Source organism: Brakhagea slesvicensis (assembly GCF_052161625.1).
In the GTDB taxonomy this organism is placed as follows: domain Bacteria; phylum Planctomycetota; class Planctomycetia; order Pirellulales; family Pirellulaceae; genus JBKCUI01.
Genome location: NZ_CP197412.1, coordinates 4,441,041 through 4,463,297 on the forward strand (window position 1 = coordinate 4,441,041; position 22,257 = coordinate 4,463,297).

At 51.5% G+C, this 22,257-nt stretch carries 26 protein-coding genes; 3 read left to right on the forward strand and 23 right to left on the reverse strand.

Going from position 1 to position 22,257, the window contains the following annotated elements; translation table 11 throughout:
* Positions 1-230 precede the first annotated feature (230 nt).
* The 15 genes from SH467x_RS16805 to SH467x_RS16875 form a co-directional block, all read right to left on the reverse strand.
* Positions 231-953, reverse strand: a complete 723-nt coding sequence (locus SH467x_RS16805; RefSeq protein WP_482368262.1) for a hypothetical protein — start codon at positions 951-953, stop codon at positions 231-233.
* Between the two features lie 390 nt (positions 954-1,343).
* Complete coding sequence (locus SH467x_RS16810; RefSeq protein WP_482368263.1) at positions 1,344-1,841, reverse strand: hypothetical protein; 498 nt, start codon at positions 1,839-1,841, stop codon at positions 1,344-1,346.
* 103 nt (positions 1,842-1,944) lie between these two features.
* Positions 1,945-2,847, reverse strand: coding sequence for a hypothetical protein (locus tag SH467x_RS16815; protein WP_482368264.1), 903 nt, complete (start codon positions 2,845-2,847; stop codon positions 1,945-1,947).
* Positions 2,848-3,052: 205 nt separating this feature from the next.
* A complete protein-coding gene (locus SH467x_RS16820) occupies positions 3,053-3,976 on the reverse strand; it encodes a phage Gp37/Gp68 family protein (protein WP_482368265.1) in 924 nt (307 codons plus the stop codon).
* 126 nt (positions 3,977-4,102) lie between these two features.
* Complete coding sequence (locus tag SH467x_RS16825; RefSeq protein ID WP_482368266.1) at positions 4,103-4,561, reverse strand: crAss001_48 related protein; 459 nt, start codon at positions 4,559-4,561, stop codon at positions 4,103-4,105.
* Entirely contained in the window at positions 4,558-4,962 is a 405-nt protein-coding gene (locus SH467x_RS16830; RefSeq protein ID WP_482368267.1) for a DUF6884 domain-containing protein, read from the reverse strand. The genes SH467x_RS16825 and SH467x_RS16830 overlap by 4 nt, the downstream gene beginning before the upstream one ends.
* A gap of 53 nt (positions 4,963-5,015) precedes the next feature.
* Entirely contained in the window at positions 5,016-6,758 is a 1,743-nt protein-coding gene (gene tnpC, locus SH467x_RS16835; RefSeq protein WP_482368268.1) for an IS66 family transposase, read from the reverse strand.
* Positions 6,759-6,899: 141 nt separating this feature from the next.
* Positions 6,900-7,220 carry an IS66 family insertion sequence element accessory protein TnpB gene (gene tnpB, locus SH467x_RS16840; protein ID WP_482368269.1) on the reverse strand — a complete coding sequence of 107 codons (321 nt, stop codon included), beginning with the start codon at positions 7,218-7,220 and terminating at the stop codon, positions 6,900-6,902.
* Positions 7,221-7,225: 5 nt separating this feature from the next.
* Positions 7,226-7,522 (reverse strand): IS66 family insertion sequence element accessory protein TnpA, encoded by a 297-nt coding sequence (tnpA, locus tag SH467x_RS16845; RefSeq protein WP_482367253.1) that lies wholly within the window; start codon positions 7,520-7,522, stop codon positions 7,226-7,228.
* A 90-nt stretch (positions 7,523-7,612) separates the two neighbouring features.
* Entirely contained in the window at positions 7,613-8,008 is a 396-nt protein-coding gene (locus SH467x_RS16850) for a hypothetical protein (protein ID WP_482368270.1), read from the reverse strand.
* Positions 8,009-8,321: 313 nt separating this feature from the next.
* The gene (locus SH467x_RS16855; RefSeq protein WP_482368271.1) at positions 8,322-9,266 is read right to left on the reverse strand and encodes a hypothetical protein; all 945 of its coding nucleotides are present in this window, start codon (positions 9,264-9,266) and stop codon (positions 8,322-8,324) included.
* A gap of 241 nt (positions 9,267-9,507) precedes the next feature.
* Positions 9,508-10,407, reverse strand: a complete 900-nt coding sequence (locus SH467x_RS16860) for a cation diffusion facilitator family transporter (RefSeq protein WP_482368272.1) — start codon at positions 10,405-10,407, stop codon at positions 9,508-9,510.
* Between the two features lie 132 nt (positions 10,408-10,539).
* Positions 10,540-11,436, reverse strand: a complete 897-nt coding sequence (locus SH467x_RS16865) for a PQQ-binding-like beta-propeller repeat protein (RefSeq protein WP_482371386.1) — start codon at positions 11,434-11,436, stop codon at positions 10,540-10,542.
* Positions 11,437-11,915: 479 nt separating this feature from the next.
* Positions 11,916-12,860 carry an alpha/beta hydrolase family protein gene (locus SH467x_RS16870; RefSeq protein ID WP_482368273.1) on the reverse strand — a complete coding sequence of 315 codons (945 nt, stop codon included), beginning with the start codon at positions 12,858-12,860 and terminating at the stop codon, positions 11,916-11,918.
* 318 nt (positions 12,861-13,178) lie between these two features.
* Positions 13,179-13,685 (reverse strand): glycosyl-4,4'-diaponeurosporenoate acyltransferase CrtO family protein, encoded by a 507-nt coding sequence (locus SH467x_RS16875; protein ID WP_482368274.1) that lies wholly within the window; start codon positions 13,683-13,685, stop codon positions 13,179-13,181.
* A 412-nt stretch (positions 13,686-14,097) separates the two neighbouring features.
* Between SH467x_RS16875 and SH467x_RS16880 the strand changes: the two genes are divergently transcribed.
* On the forward strand, positions 14,098-14,688 hold the full coding sequence (locus tag SH467x_RS16880; RefSeq protein WP_482368275.1) for an ISAs1 family transposase: 591 nt from the start codon (positions 14,098-14,100) through the stop codon (positions 14,686-14,688).
* A 61-nt stretch (positions 14,689-14,749) separates the two neighbouring features.
* On the opposite strand, the gene tnpC (SH467x_RS16885) is transcribed toward SH467x_RS16880, so the two are convergent.
* The 3 genes from tnpC (SH467x_RS16885) to tnpA (SH467x_RS16895) all read right to left on the reverse strand — a co-directional run bounded on the left by tnpC (SH467x_RS16885) (position 14,750) and on the right by tnpA (SH467x_RS16895) (position 17,256).
* Positions 14,750-16,492 carry an IS66 family transposase gene (tnpC, locus tag SH467x_RS16885; protein ID WP_482368276.1) on the reverse strand — a complete coding sequence of 581 codons (1,743 nt, stop codon included), beginning with the start codon at positions 16,490-16,492 and terminating at the stop codon, positions 14,750-14,752.
* Positions 16,493-16,633: 141 nt separating this feature from the next.
* Positions 16,634-16,954: an IS66 family insertion sequence element accessory protein TnpB gene (tnpB, locus tag SH467x_RS16890; protein ID WP_482368269.1), complete on the reverse strand. Its 321-nt coding sequence runs from the start codon at positions 16,952-16,954 to the stop codon at positions 16,634-16,636.
* 5 nt (positions 16,955-16,959) lie between these two features.
* Positions 16,960-17,256: an IS66 family insertion sequence element accessory protein TnpA gene (tnpA, locus tag SH467x_RS16895; RefSeq protein ID WP_482367253.1), complete on the reverse strand. Its 297-nt coding sequence runs from the start codon at positions 17,254-17,256 to the stop codon at positions 16,960-16,962.
* A gap of 93 nt (positions 17,257-17,349) precedes the next feature.
* On the opposite strand from tnpA (SH467x_RS16895), the gene SH467x_RS16900 reads away from it, so the two are divergent.
* Entirely contained in the window at positions 17,350-17,913 is a 564-nt protein-coding gene (locus tag SH467x_RS16900; protein ID WP_482368277.1) for an ISAs1 family transposase, read from the forward strand.
* Here SH467x_RS16900 and SH467x_RS16905 read toward each other — a convergent pair.
* The 4 genes from SH467x_RS16905 to SH467x_RS16920 all read right to left on the reverse strand — a co-directional run bounded on the left by SH467x_RS16905 (position 17,910) and on the right by SH467x_RS16920 (position 19,859).
* Positions 17,910-18,059 (reverse strand): four helix bundle protein, encoded by a 150-nt coding sequence (locus tag SH467x_RS16905; protein WP_482371387.1) that lies wholly within the window; start codon positions 18,057-18,059, stop codon positions 17,910-17,912. The two genes, SH467x_RS16900 and SH467x_RS16905, sit on opposite strands and share 4 nt — an antisense overlap.
* Positions 18,060-18,062: 3 nt before the next feature.
* Entirely contained in the window at positions 18,063-18,203 is a 141-nt protein-coding gene (locus SH467x_RS16910; protein WP_482368278.1) for a hypothetical protein, read from the reverse strand.
* A gap of 616 nt (positions 18,204-18,819) precedes the next feature.
* Positions 18,820-19,392 (reverse strand): VapC50 family PIN domain-containing toxin, encoded by a 573-nt coding sequence (locus SH467x_RS16915; RefSeq protein WP_482368279.1) that lies wholly within the window; start codon positions 19,390-19,392, stop codon positions 18,820-18,822.
* Entirely contained in the window at positions 19,392-19,859 is a 468-nt protein-coding gene (locus SH467x_RS16920; RefSeq protein ID WP_482368280.1) for a helix-turn-helix domain-containing protein, read from the reverse strand. Before SH467x_RS16920 ends, SH467x_RS16915 begins: the two co-directional genes overlap by 1 nt.
* Positions 19,860-20,034: 175 nt before the next feature.
* Between SH467x_RS16920 and SH467x_RS16925 the strand changes: the two genes are divergently transcribed.
* Positions 20,035-20,454 carry a hypothetical protein gene (locus SH467x_RS16925; protein ID WP_482368281.1) on the forward strand — a complete coding sequence of 140 codons (420 nt, stop codon included), beginning with the start codon at positions 20,035-20,037 and terminating at the stop codon, positions 20,452-20,454.
* Positions 20,455-20,586: 132 nt separating this feature from the next.
* Here the strand turns inward: SH467x_RS16925 and SH467x_RS16930 are convergent, their stop codons facing one another.
* Positions 20,587-21,687 (reverse strand): glycosyltransferase, encoded by a 1,101-nt coding sequence (locus SH467x_RS16930; RefSeq protein WP_482368282.1) that lies wholly within the window; start codon positions 21,685-21,687, stop codon positions 20,587-20,589.
* Positions 21,688-22,257: the final 570 nt, after the last annotated feature.

Below are 22,257 nucleotides of genomic sequence, written 5' to 3' on the forward strand. Positions count from 1 at the left end.
GCCCGCGTCGCTCGATTCATCGTTGAAACTCGACGGGTCAACACCGAGCTCCACTCAAGGAATCCAAAAGCGATTAGCGCCGCGTTATTCATAGCTATGTAAAAATGTGGGATTGGTTTTAAACATGCAAGCTGGTACTGCGAATAAACTCGACGTCCATAGAATATTAATGTGATAGCATCGACTGATTGACATACAGTGCAATATACTCTCTGAAATAGCAAGTCAAGCTATTTTGGCACGGAAGTCTCTCCTTCGAACAACTCGAAAATCTTCTGGAAATCGGTACCACCCAATAACTTGTCTGCGGTGAAGTTCTCTTCCCTTAGCAACTCGCGATCTTCTTTCGAAATCTTCTTAAAGTTCTTAAAACTGTACTCCGTAGTTGTCCTATTGCCCTGTCCGTCCGCATCTTGACGAACAAGCATTGGTGCAATCTGGCCAGGTTGCACCTCCGTCCATTTGGAGCTTGTTCGTCGCAACAAATTCCAAGATTTCAGGTCAGAAACGGTGACGACTTTTCTTTTCTCGACGGCGCTTCTCTTCGGGTTAAAACGGAACTCCAGCAATTCAGGGGCCCAAGGTACCTCTTTAGAGAAGACAACACGTGCACCAGAAAGGTTTTCACTAAAAACCAGCCATGTTTCGAAACGACCTTCGGAATTCTCAGACTCCTCGAGCACTTTATAGTCTAGCATGAAAATGGGCTTCGCTCGCTGCGATAAAACCGATACTACACTGCAAGACGAAAGAGTGAACGGATCATAGAAACTAGCCGAACGCGTCATCTTGGTGACTCGAGCTTTTACCTCAAATTTCTGTGGCGGCACAATCGAGGCGTGGGGAAATTTGTAAGCAACTGTATCGAGGAGAAGCGTTGACTCCTTGGCTGAATGTCGATCGATAGCTTGAGTTGAAAGCCCCAGCACAACGGAGTCAATTCGGTTGTTCATTCCATTGTTCCAGTAAAATGCACGGCCAAAAACTCGCCGTCCACCTATGCCAAGTGTACCATTCTCGCTTAATGACTCGACACGGAAATCGAACATCGAATCTTGCAAAAATACACCCGATCGGACGAGGAAATCTCCAATTCGACTCTCCGCCGAATCTTGAGGTAGTGCAGTTCGTGAACAAATCAAACCAACCAAGAATGTTGTTATGAGCCGTAACATGCACAAACCCTATCCAAAGAGGAAAATAAATCGAATCGCGGATAGCATCGAGTTCGGAATATACCTCTGAGGTATATCAGAGGTGTGGAAATGACTCCGATAACATTAGATTGCTTTGCAATACTGCGTGGCTTCACTAAGCCTCGCGAATACTTCATGTACTAGTTATTACTCCATGGGTCCTGGGTTTTCAATCTGTGGGCATGGCAGATCGAGATTCAAAGAATATTGAGCGATGAAGTACTCTTGTTTAAAGTCTTCCAGTGCAAGGCAAAAACCAGAGTCTTCGCCTTCTTGGATTTCGCAATAACAGGGTGTTTTTGTGTAGCAGAGAATTCCGTTTCCGTTTTTTACAGCTTTGTATACGTTGCCCGAACCGATTGTAGGGATAATCGCCCCCTGTCCCTCGCTTTCATAGCGAAAAAACGCAGTTACGTCCGGTAGATCGCCTGGGATGTCATTAAAGCAGCCACCAACGCCGGCAGGAGTACACGTGGGAAGGGAACAATTGGATATCTCCGGTACCTCGCAGTTCACCATGACGGGCACCCCGTCAAGACAATTCGCATCATTTATGACGATTCTTCCTGATTCACCAGGGCCATCGAGCGCCACTAAAGTTCCAGAGACACACTCGGCAAAAAAGGGAGCTATGAAAAAGGCCAAATACAATTTTCTACGCGTACAATTAAGCTTTCTATTCAGAGGTGAATAAAGTAAATTCGCCAATCGGCTCTTTTGTCTCGACGTCTACGACCATCGCTCTTGCCTATTGCCCTTTCGTGAAATGAATTGGCAAAATCGAAGCAGAGCAAAAGTGTTTCGAACCACCTATAGGCTTCGCGGTCAAATCGCATTCAATAGTCTCGTTATCGAGTTGAATAATTACTGCAAGCGACTCTGAAGACCCTCCGTAATTTGAAAGTAGAAAATTGAAGGCGATTTTAAATTCTTCGCGACGTGCTTCGACTAACGACGGGAATATCTGCGCTCGTCGAGGCTTTGAGAATACAATTTCCTCTGATTTTTTCCCTATCAGCGTACCGCACCTGAAGTGGACGACTAGAGTTGAGCGTTCGAAATCATTTGGGAAAATCGTTCGGTGATCGTATGGTCCCTTATGTTTTTGGGAAAAGGATACCGTAAATGGCTTAGCCCAGATTGCTTTCACTGCATCGGAATCAGATACATATTCAATCTTTTGTATTTCGATCCCATCGCTCGGTTTCAGATCTAGACTACAGGCTCCGAAGCTCTCTTCTCCAACCATAAAACTTTTCTTGTTAATCTCATACGGATGCCTTACCTTCGCAATAACGTTAACTTCTCCAAGCTGCGTATCTTTTGAATCGACGACTCCCGAAAAACGGATAAACTGACCGATTGGTTTATCATTGGGACGCACACGTATTTTGGCATGAATTTTTTCGTTAGCGGCGATTGAGGTCTCGCGAATGTCAATACTTAAGCATCCGCAGCTCACCGTACCCTTAACGTCCTCTATTTGTTTTTCTGAATTGTTTGCGATTTCGACTGCGAATACTTGTTCGCAGCCGTCAACAAGTTCCGGAAAAACGACTTTGCTAGCGCCGGCAATCGGGACGACGAAAGATTCGTTTGCAACATAGCAGAACGTACCAATGGAAAGGATCATCTGCCAAATGATAGACATGGGCGGTCTCCGTCGGGCTAAAAGGCGATTTTAAGGTTCTCTTGTTTTATGGGAGTCGTATGGTTTGTCAAGAAAAAATGCAAAATTTTTCTGAGGCTTTTTGAGGGGTGGCAGTTACGGGTTTTGTTGATCTTGCGAGTAGTGCGCGCTCCGAGACGTTCTGCAGTTAGTCACAGTGAGCTCGTTGAAAGTATCTTGTTTTGGGTTACCAATGAGTGGAATCTGCAGCCACAGTGTTAATGCGTTTCGGAAAAGTATTGTGTAATTGGCCATCCAGCAATCTTCCCGCCGCATGCTTCCCTACACGAGACACACATGCCTCTTCATCGAATGCGTGTGTGTCAACTGACTTACATCGATCGTAAGTCAGGTCGCCATATGGAGCCCACTCGCCCCACTGTTTGAAATGGAAAGGCACTCCGTGCATCTCGCATTGATCTCGAATGGATCGGAACCAATCGGGATTGCTTGGCCTTGCCTCTGGTCCGCTTTCGCCACCGGCAATCACCCAGTCGATTCCATCAATGTGCTCACCGAGAGTAGGCAACGCACCTAACAACGGTTCACAACTAAGAAACAGAACAGGAGCCAATCCGCCCGACGCCTTCAGCGTGTCGACGCGAGAAAGGCAAGAACTAGACTCCACAGACGTACCAAGCCAAACGTTTGGTCGGTGAGGGACGTCGCTTGGTGTTTGCCAATTGAATGGATGCCACTTCGCCCGAATCCGTTCTGGTCGTTTGGTCAACAGCAACCAATCGAGGTTTGGCGTTGCGTCAATCAATTCAAATAGATCGCGACGAATATCGTCCATTGTTGAATCAATCTGCTCGCCGCGATGGTTATGAATCGGACCTTTCCAATCCTCGAAAACATCAGCGAGCGACGCGCAAAACACCCTGTAACGAATTCCTTTCTCGCCTGCTTCTCGATTCCATCTCAAAGGCTTCCGCCAATTCTCTTCACTGGTAATGATTCGAGTGCCCTTATCTCCCCATTTGACCTTGCCGTATCGGTGATCCATGTCGCGTTCCGCATAACAGAATTTGCATGCTGGGCTGACCTTCGTGCAGCCCAGCCATGGATTAAACGTATGATCGGTCCACTCTATCTTGCTGTTCTCCGCCATGGTCTTGCCTTGCGTTAGATTCACTTGATCAACTGAGCGCTGAGCCTAGACAAAAGACAGGCCGGCCTCGCACGTGTTTCAGCGTAGCCAACAAGAAGCAAAAGCGTCCCGCGTTGACTCCGATCCTCAGTTCCGTGAAAAGTAGTTAATACGCTCTCCGAGGATACGGCTGTACTCGCCCATCGCTTCAAGTTGTTGATAAAGCCGCTGCCGCTCGTCTGGATGAAGCGACTGGAATAATTGAGTCTTACAAAAGGACTCAAGCTTTTCGATTTTCTCGTCCAGTTCGAATTTCTCTCGAACCACCCGCAACTGATGCGGCGCGAAGCCAGCCTCTATCCCGCCGACCGCCCCACCCACTCGGGATTCGATCAAGCGATAATGAGCACCACCGCTCAACTGCTCGACGTCACCCCGGCCGCATAACATCGCTTCCACAACACAGCCATCGATCCCATTCGTAATTCGGGCCAAGGCAGCAAACGCGACAGAGAACCCCGCAGCGTTGAAAACCTTGTCTCCATCTTTGCCACCAAACTCGGCGACAGCACGCCTCATCGCCAAATGAACCAGGTCAAACATCATGCTTCCTTTGCAGTGGAATAAAACGACAACTGCTGCCCGATCCCCAACCTCGCCACCGGCTTCGTAATGCTCACGCCGAAGAGTGAGAGAATCGAAGCCAACGGTTCGCAATACTTAACGCCAGCATGGATCTCAATCAACACCGAGGAAAGATCAGGAGATCCGAACTCGTAGTGCAACTCCGTCATCAACTGATTCGCCACCCCTAGGTGCCATTCAGCCCTCTCGATACCGGATAGATCCGCCATCGTTTGGTCGTAATGCCGAAGAGGCGTCGACGGATTCACCAGCCCAGACTTCGCACTAAGGATGTACCACGGCAGCCCCCGTGACTCAACATGCGAGACTCGCTTCCGGAACAGATCGCTCACGTAAAGGTCGCGAGCGGGGTGAGCGTACACGACGCTCTCTGAGATTTTCTCGCGGGTAGGGTTGCGTCGTGGCGCTCTGTTCGCTAGTTCGATTTGCGAAGCTGATTTCGCATTCGACGCTTCGCAGCTTGGGCCGTTGCGTTATCAGCCTTATCGCGACGCTCCTGCTCCCGATAGGTGCGCACAGCTTCCGGGTGCTCTGCCTTCCAGCGATCCGGTAGCAGCTCCTCCACGCGCGCTGTCCCTCGTAGCAAGTGTGTAATCACACTCTCCAAGTACATCCCAATGTCAATCTCCTGACGCTGCGCACTGGCAACTAGACTCATGAGGCTTGCATTGCGTATCCCGGCTCGCATGCTTCCGACGAACAGCCAGTTCTTGCGCCCAATCGCGACTCGCTTCATGAGCCTTTCGACTTGATTGTTGTCGATCGGCAGGCGGCCGTCGGTGGCGTATACGCATAACGCATCCCAGTGGTTGCGCACATAGTTGAGCGCGCCACCAAGCTTGCTCGCAGGTAACACGCTTCGTGCCAACGGGCCATCGAGCCAGTCGCGGAGTCGATCGAGTATCATTCGCGATTCTTTGGCTCGCAGTTCTCCTCGTGCTTCATCGCTCCACTGCGCGCAGCGACGCTCGATATCGTAAAGCTGGTTCATCAGCGCAAGAGGGAGCGATGCGGCTTTCTGATCGTTGGATTGATGTTCGTAGACATGACGGCGCGCATGCGACCAGCACGCCATGCGGGTCATCTTCGACCCGGGCGCAAGAATCACGCTCATGTTGCCCGAATAACAGTCTGCCATCACATGCCCGGTATACCCTTCCAAGTATTCTGCAGGTCCATCGCGATGCCGCGAGACTCGGAAGTCGAAGAGATCATAAGGAGCTGTTGTGTCGAAGCCGGAGTAGCCCCACATTTTGGCATCCAGGCTATCTTTCTTTTCCTTTTGAGCCTCCTTCATCTTCTCAAGGAGTCGCTGTATTCGGGAGTCTTGCAGAGCCTCCTTTTCGTCGGGTATCTCCTTGGGCATGATCAGCTTGACGTGCGTGTCATCAAGCCCCAAGCAACGAGAGGCCATGAGTCTGGCTCGCATCGCTTCGATCAGCCTTTCCGAAACATCATGAGTTAGATCTGCCAGGTAATCCAGGGTAGATCGACTTGGGGTCCACCCTGACGAGGCGAACATGTCTTGGAGACGGTAATAGGGGAGATGGAGTCCGAACTTGCCATGGATCACTTGAGCAGCCACGGAAGGGTGGTAGCGGCCCTTTTCCCCAAGATTTACTTCTTCTTCGACGTTCAGCTCGCGTTCGGGGGAGTTGGCGTAAGCCAGAACAGGCTTCTTGTACTGGAGAACAACAAGCTTCGACGGGATGTGCTTGAGGGTTTCGGTGACTTCATAGCGTTTGACGATCAGCTCGCCAGAGTCAACGCGTTGTTGGAACGCATCAGGGATCTCCACTTCCACGACCTCACGCGGCAAGTGTGGCGGGAACTTGTCACTATTTGGCTTCTTCGCGACAGCTTGCTTCTTGCGCGTATAGGTGATGCGCTCTACCTCGGCTTCCGCTTCCTTCTTGGCAGCTTCGAGCGCCTCTTGCAACTCCTTGTCATCCTCGAATTCCAAGAGATATTGGTCTGCGTTGATGAACTTCTCTCGCTTCTTCCCGGTGCGCAGGAAGCGGATCTCAGCAAGCGCTTCTTCGAGCGATTTTTTGAGCGTATCGATCTCGGATTTTTGCTTTACGAGAACGTTCGATTGCACAAGAATCACTTCTTGTGCGGTGCTCAAATCGTTCGGTAATTCGTTCGCGTCTTGCATGATGGTGTTATAGCGCGAGGCCCAAAAAGCGCAAGAGGGGACAGAAGTGAAATTGCCTAAAAACACAGGAATTGTTTCCGTTTCAAGCAGAGATTGCTTCTAGAGAATCGCGGGCCGGAGGGACGTAGCGCATTCTCTTCTTCACAGAGCTGAGTTCGACTCCCGTAAGGATCCACTGCAGCTCGGCGGACGAGACCACGACATGCTTCCCATCGGCGCTTCGAACTGGCGCTGAAAGCAGCCTCTCTCCAATCGCTTCATCCAAATAGCGATTCCATCGGTGTCCCAGTACAAGAGCTTGATCCGATTCAGGCGATGGTTCAGGAACATGAACAAGCCACCATCGCGCACGTCGCGCTGAAAGTCATTCTTAATGATCCCGAAGAGACCGTCGAAGCTCTTGCGCATATCGATGGGCTCGGTATGCAGGTAAATGGGAACTGAAGGGTTGAGAGCGAGCATGGTAACTATGCCACCTGATCGAGAATATCAGAGAGCGAGGCAATCGCACTAAGGGGTAGACGCAAAAGCACGCCGCTTGGGAGCTTGATTTCGATCGCAGAGTCGACAGCATCCACGGATTGAACTCGCAAGAACGCTGGCTGGACCGGAGCCTTGCCAAGCTTGCGCTTCCAGTTATAGAAGGTTGGAACGGAACAACCGATGGAATCGCAGAATTGGGTTACGGTAAGTCCTGAGCGGTCGAAATCCGCGAGATGCTGCGCCCATCGTTGGGAGCGAGAAGCAGAAGATGGTCGAGCCAAGATGAGTTCCTTGCGTACGAGTGAAAACGTTGATCGAACGCAGAAAACTACACGACAGAAACCGACCAGGTCGGGAAAATCAAGAACCGGTCAGTGTACGCTCACCCTAAGAGAATCAACCCGCTGTACCTCACCTGTTCGTGGGTCCACAACAAGATGTAGGTCAGGCAGAACCAGTCGCATGGCTGGGTAATCCGTGAAGCTTCGTGCACTGTCTCCGATGATCTGCTCCTCCAGTTTGGAACCCGCGAGAACGTCAATTATCTCCGATTCCATCTCCATGTAATAGAAATCCGCTAGTTCATCGCACTTTACCTTCCCTTTGGTTACCTTCAAAAGGCCATATTCTGTCGGTTTCTCCGAAGCAACTGCAGTAAACGAATTCTCCCGGAGCTCAAATTCGAATTCATACCGTATCGGTTCCGTTCGCTCTTCGAGAACGCGTAGCATGAGATCGCAAGCATTGTCTTGGGCGAGAAGCGGCACTATGCCAATCTGAAAAGCCACCATCGCCGCAAGGTAAGATAAGGATCGCTCTCATAGGTACACGTTTGCTCGATTTAAGGGCGCGTTGCAGGAATAGGAGGACATGGCGACTTGAGCCATCGCATGAAGGGCTTTTAGGGGGGGGGGATGCAGGCAGCCGACGTTCACGGACATGCTTGGTCTGGCATTGATAAAATTTACAATGAGGACTTTGGCAGTTAGCGGTTGGTGGTCGCCAGTGAACCGATCGACAAGTGGATGGGGGAAAGATGCAAGCAACCCAAGATCGCTGCAAAACACATCCCGCAACCAATTAACGATCAAACATGTCTAACAAATCCTCACTCGGAATCTTGGCATGTTCAAACACGGTTGGATCGACACCTTTTTCCGTAACTAGCTTAGATTTCCAACTGTACTCCACAGTGTAATCCATAGTTGATCTGAACACGCCCTTGGTCGAATAGTTTTCAATCGCTGTCTCTACTAAAAGGGGCATATAAATGTCACCCTCTTTGAGCCACTTCGTTTTGATTTCGCAACTATATCTTTTCCCAAACTTCGCGAATCGCTTCTCGTAGTCCGTTGGGATGACAAATCGAGTTAAAACGGGCATTCCATCTTTGGCACTATCAAAATAGACTTGCACATAAGTTTTATACTGTCCTTCACCGAGGGGCCATTCCCCCCTTGTTAATCGACCGTTTGATTCGCACCAGAGTAGCTTGTCCATCGACAACAAATCTGCCCAATAACCGGGGCGCCCCGCTTTTCCCATCTCAACAAGACGCGGTTCGGAGATAGGGGCCATCCACGGATCCTCGGCAATAGGCGAAAGCCCAGCACTCGGGACTGATTGGTTAATTAAGGTCCGGTCGCCCATCGATACATTGAACTTCCCCTTGTGGGTCGTTGCCACAACCCAATAAGACGTATCCGTTGGGTTGGCAAGCACATTCAAAACATCCTGACGTTTCGACTTTGACTTTCGGTCTTCAAACCACAGAACATCCCATGTCGTAGTGCCAGACTCTCTCTGGTCTGTAAAACCATCCTGCTCAAGCTTTACATCGGCTTTGTACCCAAAGTGATTTTTTCGCTCGGCATTGATGCCAAAATCCATGACCAGCGTCTCGATCTCGGATTTATCACAAGGCGAAAACGCACTTTGACCGCTCGATTCCTCGATGAGAAAACAAACAGACACGAAGGTGATTGTCAGCGCACGCAACGAGACGGATGGATACATGTGGCGCATGGGGAATGACCCTTCGGGAAAGGGAGACGCCAAAGGAGATGAGCGTCATGGGATCGTACGTCTGGATTGTATCGACGCGATGCTGCGCGTAGCAAGCAAGTAAAGGAATCTTCGAAGAAATCTTTCGTGTTCTGTCGCGATTGGCTCCATGGCCATTTCTGACAGTATCCAGGCTGGGATTTCGACTCCGCCTGGGAGTGAAATCATCCATAGCCTGAAACTCCGGTTACCCTTGATTGCTTTAGTCGGGACGTAGATTGTTGAGATAAGGCTCGATATGGATAAATGCGTCCGCTATTCTCATCGGCGAGCCCTTCAGCCTGCTTCTCACTTTGCCTCCGATGTCATGGCCTTGCTGCACCGTCGCGTCGCCGTCGACTTCGATGTGGATCTCGACAAAATAGGTTGTCCCGCTCTTTCGAATCCGGCATTTCTCGACGTCGAGTACTCCCTCTACGTCACGCGCCAGCTGCCGGATCTGATCTTCGAAGTGTTTGGGCGGAGCTGCATCCAATAATTCGCGGACCGCGATGGTCAATAACCTTATGCCGCTATAGCAAATAACAATGCATGCAACCAAGGCCGCCCAATCGTCAGCCGGTTCATAGCCCGGGCCTCCGATCAATCCGATGCTGATCCCAATAAATGCCGAGAGGGACGTCAACGCGTCGGATCGATGGTGCCACGCATCCGCTTGCAATGCGGAACTATCGATTTCGGTTCCAAGATTCCCTACCCAACGGGCAAGGGATTCCTTGACCGCCACAACAAGAATGAGCACGACCAGCGTCGACCAATGTGGTAGATGATGCGGGGTCCAAATTTCACGAATGCTTTGGACTGCGATCGCGGCCGCAGCTCCCAGCAATGCGATGGCCGCAATGATTCCCGCCAGCGATTCCGCCTTTCCATATCCGTAGGGATGTTTTTCATTCGCCGGCGTGATCGAAACTCGCAGCCCACCCCAAACAACCAGCGAAGTGACAATATCCGCCGTCGATTCGATTCCATCCGCAATCAACGCATACGAATTCCCGAATACCCCTGCGACGATCTTGAGCGAAGCCAACGCTGCGTTCACCGCCATGCCAAGGAGTGGCACGGAGGTCAGGTTTTGCAAGTTCTTATCCGATGGATTCATTCGACCTATCCTAGCGACCATTCTCAGGCCCGCCACCATGCACAGGCACGCCATTGTGAAATCGGAGCTAGGATCATACCGACGTTCACTCGCAGCCTCCAATGACGCATCTGCATCGTCTGCGAGCGGCGCCTATTTCAACGCATGTCCTCGAAGTTCTTCGTCATTGGTTTTCAAGATCTGAAAGTGGTGGATTCCCAAGGCTTGTCCATCGACATAAGTCCAAACAACTTGTTTCTCGCGATTCACTTCGATCAGTTTGGGTCCCTTCGGATCTTTACCACCGGCCGCGTAGCTTGTGATCACGACGTTTCCATTGGGGAGAACCTGGCCTCCGCAAGGATCCTGTAACCACGGTCCCGGCAAATCTTTGTTCGTCAATTCCCATACGATCTTGCCCGCTGCATCGAAATCGACGACGCGATTCCCATTGGTGCAACATACCAGGGTGTGCCCGTCGCCATGGCGTATGGCTGTAAAAGGCCAAGTGTGTGTCGCTCGTTCCACATCCCCAGGGACGCTGGTGTCGATCACATTCAAAATGTTCCCTTTGTTGTCATACTGCTTGACGGCGAAATCCAGAAGGTGGGGCACCAGGTACGTGCCGTCTTGGAGCTTCCTCGCCATTCGCGTTTGCATGTGATGATTCGGCTTTTGGCACTGTAGCGGGAACTCCACGAGGACCTTTCCCTCGCTGGTGAGCTCAAGCAATCGCGGGTTGGGACCGGCCTCCGTGATCACAAACGTCCCCGCTTCGGTTGGCTGTGCGCTGTTGACTTCGGACTGTGTACCATTCCAAATCAAACGCTCTTTGCCATCCTTGCTGATTTCGACCACTGCACCAGCGGGAAACTTCGGTGATTTGCTCAGCGTCAAAACAATGCGACCATCCTCGAGCACATATCCATCTCGAGTGCTGTGCGGATAGGTCCAAGATGCCTTTCCATCCGCCTCCATGACATATGTCTTCGCTCCGCACGCGAGAAAGCGATGCGTCACGTCGTCACACCGAGCGTCGGATCCCATCATGGCTGAGAGCACGACGAAAGTGGCTGAGGCGTTTAGCAGTAGACGGAGGCACAATGGCATAGATGGTCAACCTTCTGGAACATCGAGGAATCGAAGCAAGGACAAACATACCATTTTTAGGTCTCGGCGACTTGTGGGGATGCGATCTTGCTCGCCCCATTCCCCGAGCGATCCGAGGCTTACGGCGTCGAGTGGATTCCTGCCATGAACGGGGGACTTCCTGTACGAGCTACATGGGGCTGTGGAATAAAATTCATCCCATTCGCGGCCAAGGAAGATCCTAGGCTGGTTCGTGTGCATGCCAGAGCATCAGTCCCAGAACGGAACGCCTCGGTGCTCCCTGAGCAAATGGATCCCGAAATGGAATACGAACGTTAGGTCCAGGTAGCAACGAATCCATAACTTGCTGGTCTAGTAACTCATGCACTCGTTCACGTTGATGCTCAGCCAGCATCCGAATCGATATCGCCAATGGATCGTTATCGCAAGCCCTGCAATGTTTGCTGTGTTAAGTCGATCTGCCCCTGCACTATTTGGCTAGCCAGCAACTCTGCGAGTGGGGCGATCACGCTGAAGTGGTCATGACCAGCGATCTTGTAAAAACGAATTCTCGGATTGGAATTCTCTTTCGCCATGACCTCAATCGCGCCATCCCAGTTTCCTTCTTCTCCTTCCAGGACGTACATAGGACTCGTAACACAGTGCATCCAGTAGATTGGCGAACGAAGTCGCATTTCATCCTGATTGTTCGGATCGCAGTACACATATTCACCACCGTATTGCTCTGCCGCGGCGACCGGGCCAAGCGAGAAAATGGCACGGTATCGATCGGAGCACGCTCCGACCAGCATGACGATCGTTCCTCCTGTACTGTGTCCGCCTAAATAGATTTTTTCTGAATCGACGTACGGCAATTGAGCCAAATGTTCGGTCGCGGCAAGAATGTCATCCACTTCTCCATAGAACCCCTCGCGTTTCCCTGGATTGTCGTTCCCGCCCCGCTGCGAAGGGAACATCATGACGATCCCGGCCTTGCGAAACGCGCTGGCAGATTGATCGTTGCTCCGATCCTGTGGCGTCCACACATCACCGATAGAATTATTGTCACCCCCTGTAATCCACACGATCGCTGGGTGTTTCTTGCCGTCACCTGGATTTGGCGTCACGTAAGCGGATAAGGGGCCGATGGGAGACTGATATTGCGTCAATTCGAATTCGCTCCCATGTGGCTTGTCCGGGGCGCCCACCGACTCCCCTGACTTGATTATTTTGGTTGCGAATCCCTTTCTGGCCTCGAGAAGCGATTGATGTGGCTTCGACGAAGCGCCCAACGGCGATGATGATGAATTGAGAGACGAGGTCGAAGTTGATGAGGCGTCGCAACCGGCAACAACAAGGGCAAGTATCGTTAGTATAATTCGCATTAGAACTCCTTAGTTTAGCAGCACGTACCTACGCTGGAATATGGTGCTTGGGAATAGGCTCCATCACTCGATTATCCGTTTGTGGTTCGTTGTTACTCGATTGACATTCGACGATCTAACCGGTGTAGCGCGTGATCGTTGCCTTAAGTAGCATGGGATTGTAAGCACGGACGACACGGAATACACGGAAAGGGAGTGAGGAATTGATGTGGCCTTCTTTCTGTGTGTTCAGTGTGTTTCGTGGTTCTTAAAGTCTCGGTGCCATTTTGATCTCGCGTAACCAGCGGCCGCCCCAATGATAGCACAAGCGACCACTCTCTATAGACTCCGCTGCTGTTGGGGGCGAGCATCGTGATGCCTTGCCTGGCGCACAAGGAGCTTGTCGATGCGTCTTTTGTTTTCCTGTTGGAGTAGGGAGGGGTAGCCGTTGAGAATGATATTGGGAATCATCATAGCCAGCCCAAAAAGCACACTCACGTTGAAGCTCTGATACAGGGCAAAGGCTGCCACAAAAAGAAACCCGATCAGGTGGCCGACCTCAGCAAGGGTCATTTGGTGGCGAATCGAATTCAAATCGGTTTGTTTGCCTTCCACCTTGATGCTCTGATTCAAAAATCGGAAGAAGCTGTTTTTCACGACCCATTTGAACTGCTCGATGCCAATCGCTCGGTTCAGGGCTTTGCTCGGAATGAAGTTCAGGTGAGAAAGCTTTCCGAAGTAACTGGTTCCTTGCAACAGGCCGTTGCCGATGATTCCGACCATCCACGAAACCAAAGAGATCGAAAGCCCGAAGGTGAACCCGGTCAGCAGGTGACTTGTAACCATCAGTCTGGTGCTTCAAGTGACGTGAAAGGAAAATGAGAATTAACGACAAGTGGGTACGGAAGCCATGTCTACGATGGCTCGGCAACCTGGATCTATAGCCTGATCACGCCACTTTTCGACAGCGGCGTGTTCCGGATATGAGTACGCTAGCCATGAATACCAGTGATACGATCCCACTGAGTACAGTGATGTGCAAGCCTTGGCCTCGCATTCCGGTCAGTAAAGCCGCTGCGATTGGAAGCAGTAATATTGCACAGATCGCGGTGATCTGCCGCTTTCTGACACTTCTGTCGATCCAGGGCAAACGCATCATAAGTACAAGCTGTGATTATTCGTTTGGGGGTTGCCTAAGTAAATGCTAGCAGCAATAGATTTCAGAAGTTGATCCGATCTTCTTCGTGGAGTCCATGGAATGGCAGCAAAAACCAATCTCGTCGAGTGTATGTCGCTTGTTGAAGATCCTCGCATTGAGCGAACAAAGGCACATGACCTTAAGGATATTCTTGTACTCTCGGTCCTAGCTGTCCTTTGTGGAGCCGATGGATGGGAAGATATCGAGTTGTTCGGAAAGATCCGATTGTCGTGGCTTCGCAAATTCATCAAACTCAAGAACGGCGTGCCGTCCCACGACACCATCAGTCGTGTTTTTCGGATGATCAAGCCGGATGCCTTTCAAGAGGCCTTTTTAGCATGGGTAGAAGGCTTGGACTTTGGTAGCAACGGACTCAATGTTATCGCGATCGATGGAAAATCCCTTCGACGATCGCACGACAAGAAGTCGTTCAAAAACATGTTGCACAGTGTTGCTGCATGGAGTGTTGCAAATCGGCTTGTTCTCGGCTGCGAGTCTGTCGATGAGAAATCCAACGAGATCACGGCGATCCCCGAGTTACTGAAGAAACTCGAGCTTCGTGGTGCCATCATCACGACAGATGCGATGGGAAGCCAGAAAGAAATCGCCAAGCAGATTTCTGATGACGGAGGTGACTACGTTTTGGCGTGAGCGTACACGACGCTCACCGAGATTTTCTCGCGGGTAGGGTTGCGTCGTGGCGCTCTGTTCCCTACTTCGATTTGCGAAGCTGATTTCGCATTCGACGCTTCGCAGCTTGGGCCGTTGCGTTATCAGCCTTATCGCGACGCTCCTGCTCCCGATAGGTGCGCACAGCCTCCGGGTGCTCTGTCTTCCAGCGATCCGGTAGCAGCTCCTCCACGCGCGCTGTCCCTCGTAGCAAGTGTGTAATCACACTCTCCAAGTACATCCCAATGTCAATCTCCTGACGCTGCGCACTGGCAACTAGACTCATGAGGCTTGCATTGCGTATCCCGGCTCGCATGCTTCCGACGAACAGCCAGTTCTTGCGCCCAATCGCGACTCGCTTCATGAGCCTTTCGACTTGATTGTTGTCGATCGGCAGGCGGCCGTCGGTGGCGTATACGCATAACGCATCCCAGTGGTTGCGCACATAGTTGAGCGCGCCACCAAGCTTGCTCGCAGGTAACACGCTTCGTGCCAACGGGCCATCGAGCCAGTCGCGGAGTCGATCGAGTATCATTCGCGATTCTTTGGCTCGCAGTTCTCCTCGTGCTTCATCGCTCCACTGCGCGCAGCGACGCTCGATATCGTAAAGCTGGTTCATCAGCGCAAGAGGGAGCGATGCGGCTTTCTGATCGTTGGATTGGTGCTCATAAACATGACGGCGCGCATGCGACCAGCACGCCATGCGGGTCATCTTCGACCCGGGCGCAAGAATCACGCTCATGTTGCCCGAATAACAGTCTGCCATCACATGCCCGGTATACCCTTCCAAGTATTCTGCAGGTCCATCGCGATGCCGCGAGACTCGGAAGTCGAAGAGATCATAAGGAGCTGTTGTGTCGAAGCCGGAGTAGCCCCACATCTTGGCATCCAGGCTATCTTTCTTTTCCTTTTGAGCCTCCTTCATCTTCTCAAGGAGTCGCTGTATTCGGGAGTCTTGCAGAGCCTCCTTTTCGTCGGGTATCTCCTTGGGCATGATCAGCTTGACGTGCGTGTCATCAAGCCCCAAGCAACGAGAGGCCATGAGTCTGGCTCGCATCGCTTCGATCAGCCTTTCCGAAACATCATGAGTTAGATCTGCCAGGTAATCCAGGGTAGATCGACTTGGGGTCCACCCTGACGAGGCGAACATGTCTTGGAGACGGTAATAGGGGAGATGGAGTCCGAACTTGCCATGGATCACTTGAGCAGCCACGGAAGGGTGGTAGCGGCCCTTTTCCCCAAGATTTACTTCTTCTTCGACGTTCAGCTCGCGTTCGGGGGAGTTGGCGTAAGCCAGAACAGGCTTCTTGTACTGGAGAACAACAAGCTTCGACGGGATGTGCTCGAGGGTTTCGGTGACTTCATAGCGTTTGACGATCAGCTCGCCAGAGTCAACGCGTTGTTGGAACGCATCAGGGATCTCCACTTCCACGACCTCACGCGGCAAGTGTGGCGGGAACTTGTCACTATTTGGCTTCTTCGCGACAGCTTGCTTCTTGCGCGTATAGGTGATGCGCTCTACCTCGGCTTCCGCTTCCTTCTTGGCAGCTTCGAGCGCCTCTTGCAACTCCTTGTCATCCTCGAATTCCAAGAGATATTGGTCTGCGTTGATGAACTTCTCTCGCTTCTTCCCGGTGCGCAGGAAGCGGATCTCAGCAAGCGCTTCTTCGAGCGATTTTTTGAGCGTATCGATCTCGGATTTTTGCTTTACGAGAACGTTCGATTGCACAAGAATCACTTCTTGTGCGGTGCTCAAATCGTTCGGTAATTCGTTCGCGTCTTGCATGATGGTGTTATAGCGCGAGGCCCAAAAAGCGCAAGAGGGGACAGAAGTGAAATTGCCTAAAAACACAGGAATTGTTTCCGTTTCAAGCAGAGATTGCTTCTAGAGAATCGCGGGCCGGAGGGACGTAGCGCATTCTCTTCTTCACAGAGCTGAGTTCGACTCCCGTAAGGATCCACTGCAGCTCGGCGGACGAGACCACGACATGCTTCCCATCGGCGCTTCGAACTGGCGCTGAAAGCAGCCTCTCTCCAATCGCTTCATCCAAATAGCGATTCCATCGGTGTCCCAGTACAAGAGCTTGATCCGATTCAGGCGATGGTTCAGGAACATGAACAAGCCACCATCGCGCACGTCGCGCTGAAAGTCATTCTTAATGATCCCGAAGAGACCGTCGAAGCTCTTGCGCATATCGATGGGCTCGGTATGCAGGTAAATGGGAACTGAAGGGTTGAGAGCGAGCATGGTAACTATGCCACCTGATCGAGAATATCAGAGAGCGAGGCAATCGCACTAAGGGGTAGACGCAAAAGCACGCCGCTTGGGAGCTTGATTTCGATCGCAGAGTCGACAGCATCCACGGATTGAACTCGCAAGAACGCTGGCTGGACCGGAGCCTTGCCAAGCTTGCGCTTCCAGTTATAGAAGGTTGGAACGGAACAACCGATGGAATCGCAGAATTGGGTTACGGTAAGTCCTGAGCGGTCGAAATCCGCGAGATGCTGCGCCCATCGTTGGGAGCGAGAAGCAGAAGATGGTCGAGCCAAGATGAGTTCCTTGCGTACGAGTGAAAACGTTGATCGAACGCAGAAAACTACACGACAGAAACCGACCAGGTCGGGAAAATCAAGAACCGGTCAGTGTACGCTCACGTTTTGGCAATCAAGGACAACCATCCTAAGTTGGCGAAGGCTATGGGCGAGTACTTCGATAACGTGCATGAGCAGGGATTAGCCGAACACAAAGTTAGGCACCACGAGACTCATGACAAAGCACACGGTCACACCGAGAAGCGGTACTACTATCACGCCCCAATTCCAGACTGTCTGCGGGAGTTTACCGAGTCGTGGGAAGGCGCTAAGTCAATTGGACAAGTGCACAGCATCACGCTTCGCGACGGCAAGGAAACGATTGAGACTCGCTATTATCTGAGCAGTCTTGAAGTAGGCGTGAAACGATTTGCGAGTACGGTCCGAAGCCATTGGGGCATCGAGAACTCGCTCCATTGGGGGCTGGATATGACATTCAACGAAGATCAAAGCCGGATACGAAAGGGTCATGGCCCTGATAACTTTGCCTTACTTCGTCGATTTGCAATTAATATTCTCAGCTTGGACACATCCAAGGAGAGCACACGCAAAAAAAGAAAACGCGCGGCTTGGGACGAAAACTATCTCCTAAACCGCCTCGCAGCAATCATTTAAGATGCGGTTGCCCTGATGCCACCGGAAACAACAAGCACATCTTGAATCGCAGCGCACTCTAAAGCCGAACCACGTGTAATATCAAGAAACCGCGCTCGATCTTTCAAGCTACGTTTTCCATTACCCTCGGCAATGTTGAGCGGAATCGATTAGGCCGCTCGCAACCACTGATTACGAGCATGGCGATGAAGTCCCTCCAACGACCGCGAAGAAGCAAATGCAGCGGCGACGTATTCGATCGATAGGCTATAGACGTCAAGCCGATCGTGGTCGAAGAAGTGTTCTGTCATGATTGCCCCATTTCGAGTACGAGCACGAGCACCGTTTCACTGAGCACGAGCACGAAGTGTTACTCCATGCCAGAACCTGTTTTTATACCGATCGGCCTAAACTCTGTAGACCGCACCAATGCAGCCTATCACGCAAGCTAGCCTCGATCCGAAGTTGAAGGATATCAGGCACTTGCGAGCGGATCAAGAATTTTGTGGAGTGATAGGCTGTTTCGGTCTATCCTCGCCATCCGCGCATTTCGGAACATCACTCGGATAGTTCGAATCCTACTACCTCCAAGGGCGTGGATCGTGGCCAGAACGGGGATATGCAAAACCCCAGTGATTTGCCGACTCGCGCGACTCTAAAAACGACTCGATTTTCGGTGCGCGACGCGAAATCCAACGCCGCAGGCGTCATGCACCGAGCCAGCATGGGCGCTATAGAACTCCAAAGGAACTGCCCAGAGATGCAAAAAACCCTGGGAACAAGTTTTGTGAGTAGAAAGTGGAAAGTAGAGCAGTCCTTCGGACAGGACAGGAACCGAACTTTTCAATGTTTTCCCAATGTTTTTGAAGAGTTCGAGAGGTGCTTTTTTGCGAAGCAAGGTGATTGAAAACGGGGAACGTTTGTCCACTACAGCAAGTCCAAGAAGGGCTTGAGTCCATGCACGGACTGGATCAATCCATGTCCTTCAAATATCTCTAAGAGTTCCACAGCCGTGTAGGGTGGTCTGCGTAAACTCTCCCGCTGCCGCTTGATAACAGAGCAGACGGATCCCGGAACTGTTGCAACAAGCGAAGACAGAAACTCATCAGGGTGAAGAGACTCAATTCCGTGGCGGGAAAGTGCCTGGGCCGGAAAGTCCTTCAGGTTGTAAGTGATGATCGCATGCGCATCGGCGTGGATTGCAGCTGCCAACACATGACGATCATCCGGATCCGGCAAATCGACTGTATCCAATAGGCCCTCGTATCCGGTCACCAGGCAATCACGCACAGCCTCATTCATGAGACGTCGAGTTCTGGCGATACTTTCTGGGTTCATCTTTGGGTTGTTCTCAAGTAGGTTGCGTACCCACTCATCATGAATCATCTCCGTCCAGCGGGCGAAAACTAAGCCAGACTGTGCAATGCGAAGAAAGAGGTCTCGAATAGGTGCTGGGTAAAGGACATTCGCGTCGTAAATCGCAGTGATCGGGTGATCCATCAATAGCCCAACCCGAGTTCTTGAGCCTCCTGCGCAAGCTGATCTAGGACTTCGGAGCGGGCTTGGTCATCCTTCTTCTTGAAAGCCATTAGGTCGTCGAACCGAACTCGCCTGTATTTGCCAACGAGCCGAGAGGGAATCTTTCCTTCGTCAAGCAATTTGACCACATAGGGCCTCGATACATTGAGCAAATCGGCAGCCTGCTGCGTTGTCAACTCCGCATGCGTAGGAATCAATGTTACTGCATGACCTTGTGACATCTCGACCAGTAGCTGAAGGAATAATCGCACCGCCGACGTGGGGACAACCACCCCCTCAGATGGATCGTCATCACCCAATCGGATTCGGACGCTCGTTTTTTTCCCTAGTTTGCGAGAGGCGAGGATCCGACTCGATTCAAGGGCCAAGCGGGCGTCCGAGTCGGTCGGAGAAACGGTTTCAAAATTATCTGGCAGTAGCGTAGACATGCTCACATCTCCTAAAGCAACTACCACGATTATAGTGCATGGGAAGCTACTCGAACCAGTCGAAAAAGTCGAAACACTCGAAATTTTGGGTGTCAGAGACTTTTGGCTACAGACAGACTCTCCCATCGAAACGTTGTCGCTACGTTGAGAGGACATCGATTGGGAAATGAATCGGATGAGTATTCCAGAGCCGAAGGTCGAACATCACGAAGGACACGGTATTCGAAGCTGCCCGATCTTTCCGGAGCTTCGTCCGATCCTCGACGAAGCATTCGAGATCTTCGGTGACAAGAGCGAGTACGTGGTCGCTGCGCCCCAGTATCGAGCGGCAGCGAACACGGCGATGGGCTGGAAGAACGCCAACCTACGCTCCGAAATGACGCGATTGTTGCGACGCGCCGGCGTTTCGGGTTGGCCACGATTGTTCCATTCGATGCGAGCTAGCCGCCAGACGGAACTCCAGCGTGAGTTTCCGCTGCATGTGGTTTGTAGTTGGTTGGGTAACTCACCTCGCATCGCCCAGCAGAGTTATCTGCTGGTGACGGAAGATGATTTTGCCAAGGCGGCTGGTGTGGCGAAGGTGATGAGTAGCTAGCAAGTGCGACGGACTTTGCGGTTTTCTTGCAGTACAGCCTCCCTCACGAGATCATAACGACGGTCATCGACCATCTCGGACTCAAAGGCACTTTGTTCGCGATCAAGAAGTCACGCGCGAAGTTTTCTGGTCCTATCCCATGCCCCAAGCTACGACGGATTTAATGAGTCGCTGTTGTCCGAAGTCGAGATACTTAGATTTGAACCGGGCAGCGTTAGCGCGATAGCTCGGGTCTACGATCAGCAAGTTGATGTAATTCTCTAACTCCGCTAACGAATCCCAGCTAGCTTGAAGGCCAGCGCCGAGCGAAACAAGTCTCCTGGTAAGCAGTTCCTGTTCCAACTGAAGCGGTATTGTAAGTAGCGGAACTCCCTCCAGTAGCATGCGAGCTGCGAATCCATGCCCACCATGGGAGATTGCGAGGTCACACTCCTCTGCGGCTCGGCGAACATCTATCGGAGAGCCTGAAAATTGGATGGACGGGAAGAAGGTTGCTAGTTGCTTCGATTCCGCGATTCCTAAATGGGGGCAATAGAGTAGAGTCGGCAGTTGAGTCTCGGCAATTCTAAGAATCGTCTCGCGGCCACCTTTGAACCTTTTGAGATACGCAAAAATCTTGGGCCCGGATCGAGTCGGCCAGATGGGCCTTGAGCCCTTGCAATCTTCAGCGAGTCCCAGGTAGTCCACTCCATGACGCTCGCCAAAATGATCGAGTTCAGCGAAAGTGCGCAGAAATGTCGTATCCGCGGAGGTGTAAAGATCTCCCACAGAACTCAGTTCAGGAAAGCCGAAGGACGCTCCAACTACGTTCATTACGTCTAATGTTGTTGAACATTTTTCAGTCGTAGTGTGCTGACGAAGTATCGGAAGTGGCACAGGCGGGCACGTAAAACCGGTCCCCATTACTGCTTTCTTGACCGACATCGACAAGGACGAAAAAAGCGCGATCGGGCTATGTTCAAATATGATCGCATCTGGCTGGTAGGACCTAAATATGTGTTTCCAACGATCAACAAGACCACTCAGGACTTGTGCGTCACCCATACCAATATTGTTGAGCAATTGATCGTAAGTAGATGGCGGGCAGTAACACGACGAAGCATGTGGTGGACTGAACGGCGATTGAATCAATCCTACGTTCTTCATTGCCATTGCTTTTGCAGTTTCATAATCGCGAGCGGCTATGGTTACCGAGCAACCTTCGGCGACAAGACGGTTTGCGATCGCGACCATCGGCATCAAGTGTCCGAGGCCTCCACCCAGTTCCCAGGCAATCAAAACTCGCATGCGCATAACCCATGATTTCGCTACCTGTCAATCGGGGGATCGACAGGTAATTCGGCGAAAGAAGAATTTTTGTGAAGTTCTCATGCGGCTACTTGATTCCGCTCCCGAAAGTGTAGTTTAATCTCAACGCGGCACGTTTGCGTTTCTGAACACTCCAAACACTGACAGGTATCGCACGATGCATCGCGAAAATAACACGTCAGCGCTTCGCCAGATAAGAACCCGTAGAACGCGAATGTTCCGTCTTCAGCTACTGGAAGTTTTGGAGCAACGAGTTGTTTATGCTGCAGATACCTCTGGTGTACTTTCCTCATTGAGCGCACATATAGAGGGAAATCCGACTGCGTTGCTAGGGCCAGTATCAGCAACCGGCATCAGTGGATCCAAGATATCTAGCATGGGGGCGCAGCCAATCTCGGCTGAACACCAAAGTGCGATAGACAACGCGCTCAAGCTCCGTGCACTATCGAGTGGTAGCAGCAAGCTTGTGGCTTCTGTCGCACCAAGCAACCTCGC

Coding starts and splice junctions, on each gene's coding strand:
- SH467x_RS16860 (WP_482368272.1), bottom strand. CDS start 10,407: ATGAATCCATCGGATAAGAACTTGCAAAACCTGACCTCCGTGCCACTC.
- SH467x_RS16930 (WP_482368282.1), bottom strand. CDS start 21,687: ATGGTCGCGATCGCAAACCGTCTTGTCGCCGAAGGTTGCTCGGTAACC.
- SH467x_RS16820 (WP_482368265.1), bottom strand. CDS start 3,976: ATGGCGGAGAACAGCAAGATAGAGTGGACCGATCATACGTTTAATCCA.
- tnpB (WP_482368269.1), bottom strand. CDS start 16,954: ATGCTCGCTCTCAACCCTTCAGTTCCCATTTACCTGCATACCGAGCCC.
- SH467x_RS16915 (WP_482368279.1), bottom strand. CDS start 19,392: ATGGATCACCCGATCACTGCGATTTACGACGCGAATGTCCTTTACCCA.
- SH467x_RS16870 (WP_482368273.1), bottom strand. CDS start 12,860: ATGCGAATTATACTAACGATACTTGCCCTTGTTGTTGCCGGTTGCGAC.
- SH467x_RS16875 (WP_482368274.1), bottom strand. CDS start 13,685: ATGGTTACAAGTCACCTGCTGACCGGGTTCACCTTCGGGCTTTCGATC.
- SH467x_RS16925 (WP_482368281.1), top strand. CDS start 20,035: ATGAGTATTCCAGAGCCGAAGGTCGAACATCACGAAGGACACGGTATT.
- SH467x_RS16865 (WP_482371386.1), bottom strand. CDS start 11,436: ATGATGGGATCCGACGCTCGGTGTGACGACGTGACGCATCGCTTTCTC.
- SH467x_RS16855 (WP_482368271.1), bottom strand. CDS start 9,266: ATGCGCCACATGTATCCATCCGTCTCGTTGCGTGCGCTGACAATCACC.
- tnpC (WP_482368276.1), bottom strand. CDS start 16,492: ATGCAAGACGCGAACGAATTACCGAACGATTTGAGCACCGCACAAGAA.
- tnpB (WP_482368269.1), bottom strand. CDS start 7,220: ATGCTCGCTCTCAACCCTTCAGTTCCCATTTACCTGCATACCGAGCCC.
- SH467x_RS16805 (WP_482368262.1), bottom strand. CDS start 953: ATGAACAACCGAATTGACTCCGTTGTGCTGGGGCTTTCAACTCAAGCT.
- SH467x_RS16880 (WP_482368275.1), top strand. CDS start 14,098: ATGGCAGCAAAAACCAATCTCGTCGAGTGTATGTCGCTTGTTGAAGAT.
- SH467x_RS16825 (WP_482368266.1), bottom strand. CDS start 4,561: ATGATGTTTGACCTGGTTCATTTGGCGATGAGGCGTGCTGTCGCCGAG.
- SH467x_RS16815 (WP_482368264.1), bottom strand. CDS start 2,847: ATGTCTATCATTTGGCAGATGATCCTTTCCATTGGTACGTTCTGCTAT.
- SH467x_RS16920 (WP_482368280.1), bottom strand. CDS start 19,859: ATGTCTACGCTACTGCCAGATAATTTTGAAACCGTTTCTCCGACCGAC.
- SH467x_RS16910 (WP_482368278.1), bottom strand. CDS start 18,203: ATGACAGAACACTTCTTCGACCACGATCGGCTTGACGTCTATAGCCTA.
- tnpC (WP_482368268.1), bottom strand. CDS start 6,758: ATGCAAGACGCGAACGAATTACCGAACGATTTGAGCACCGCACAAGAA.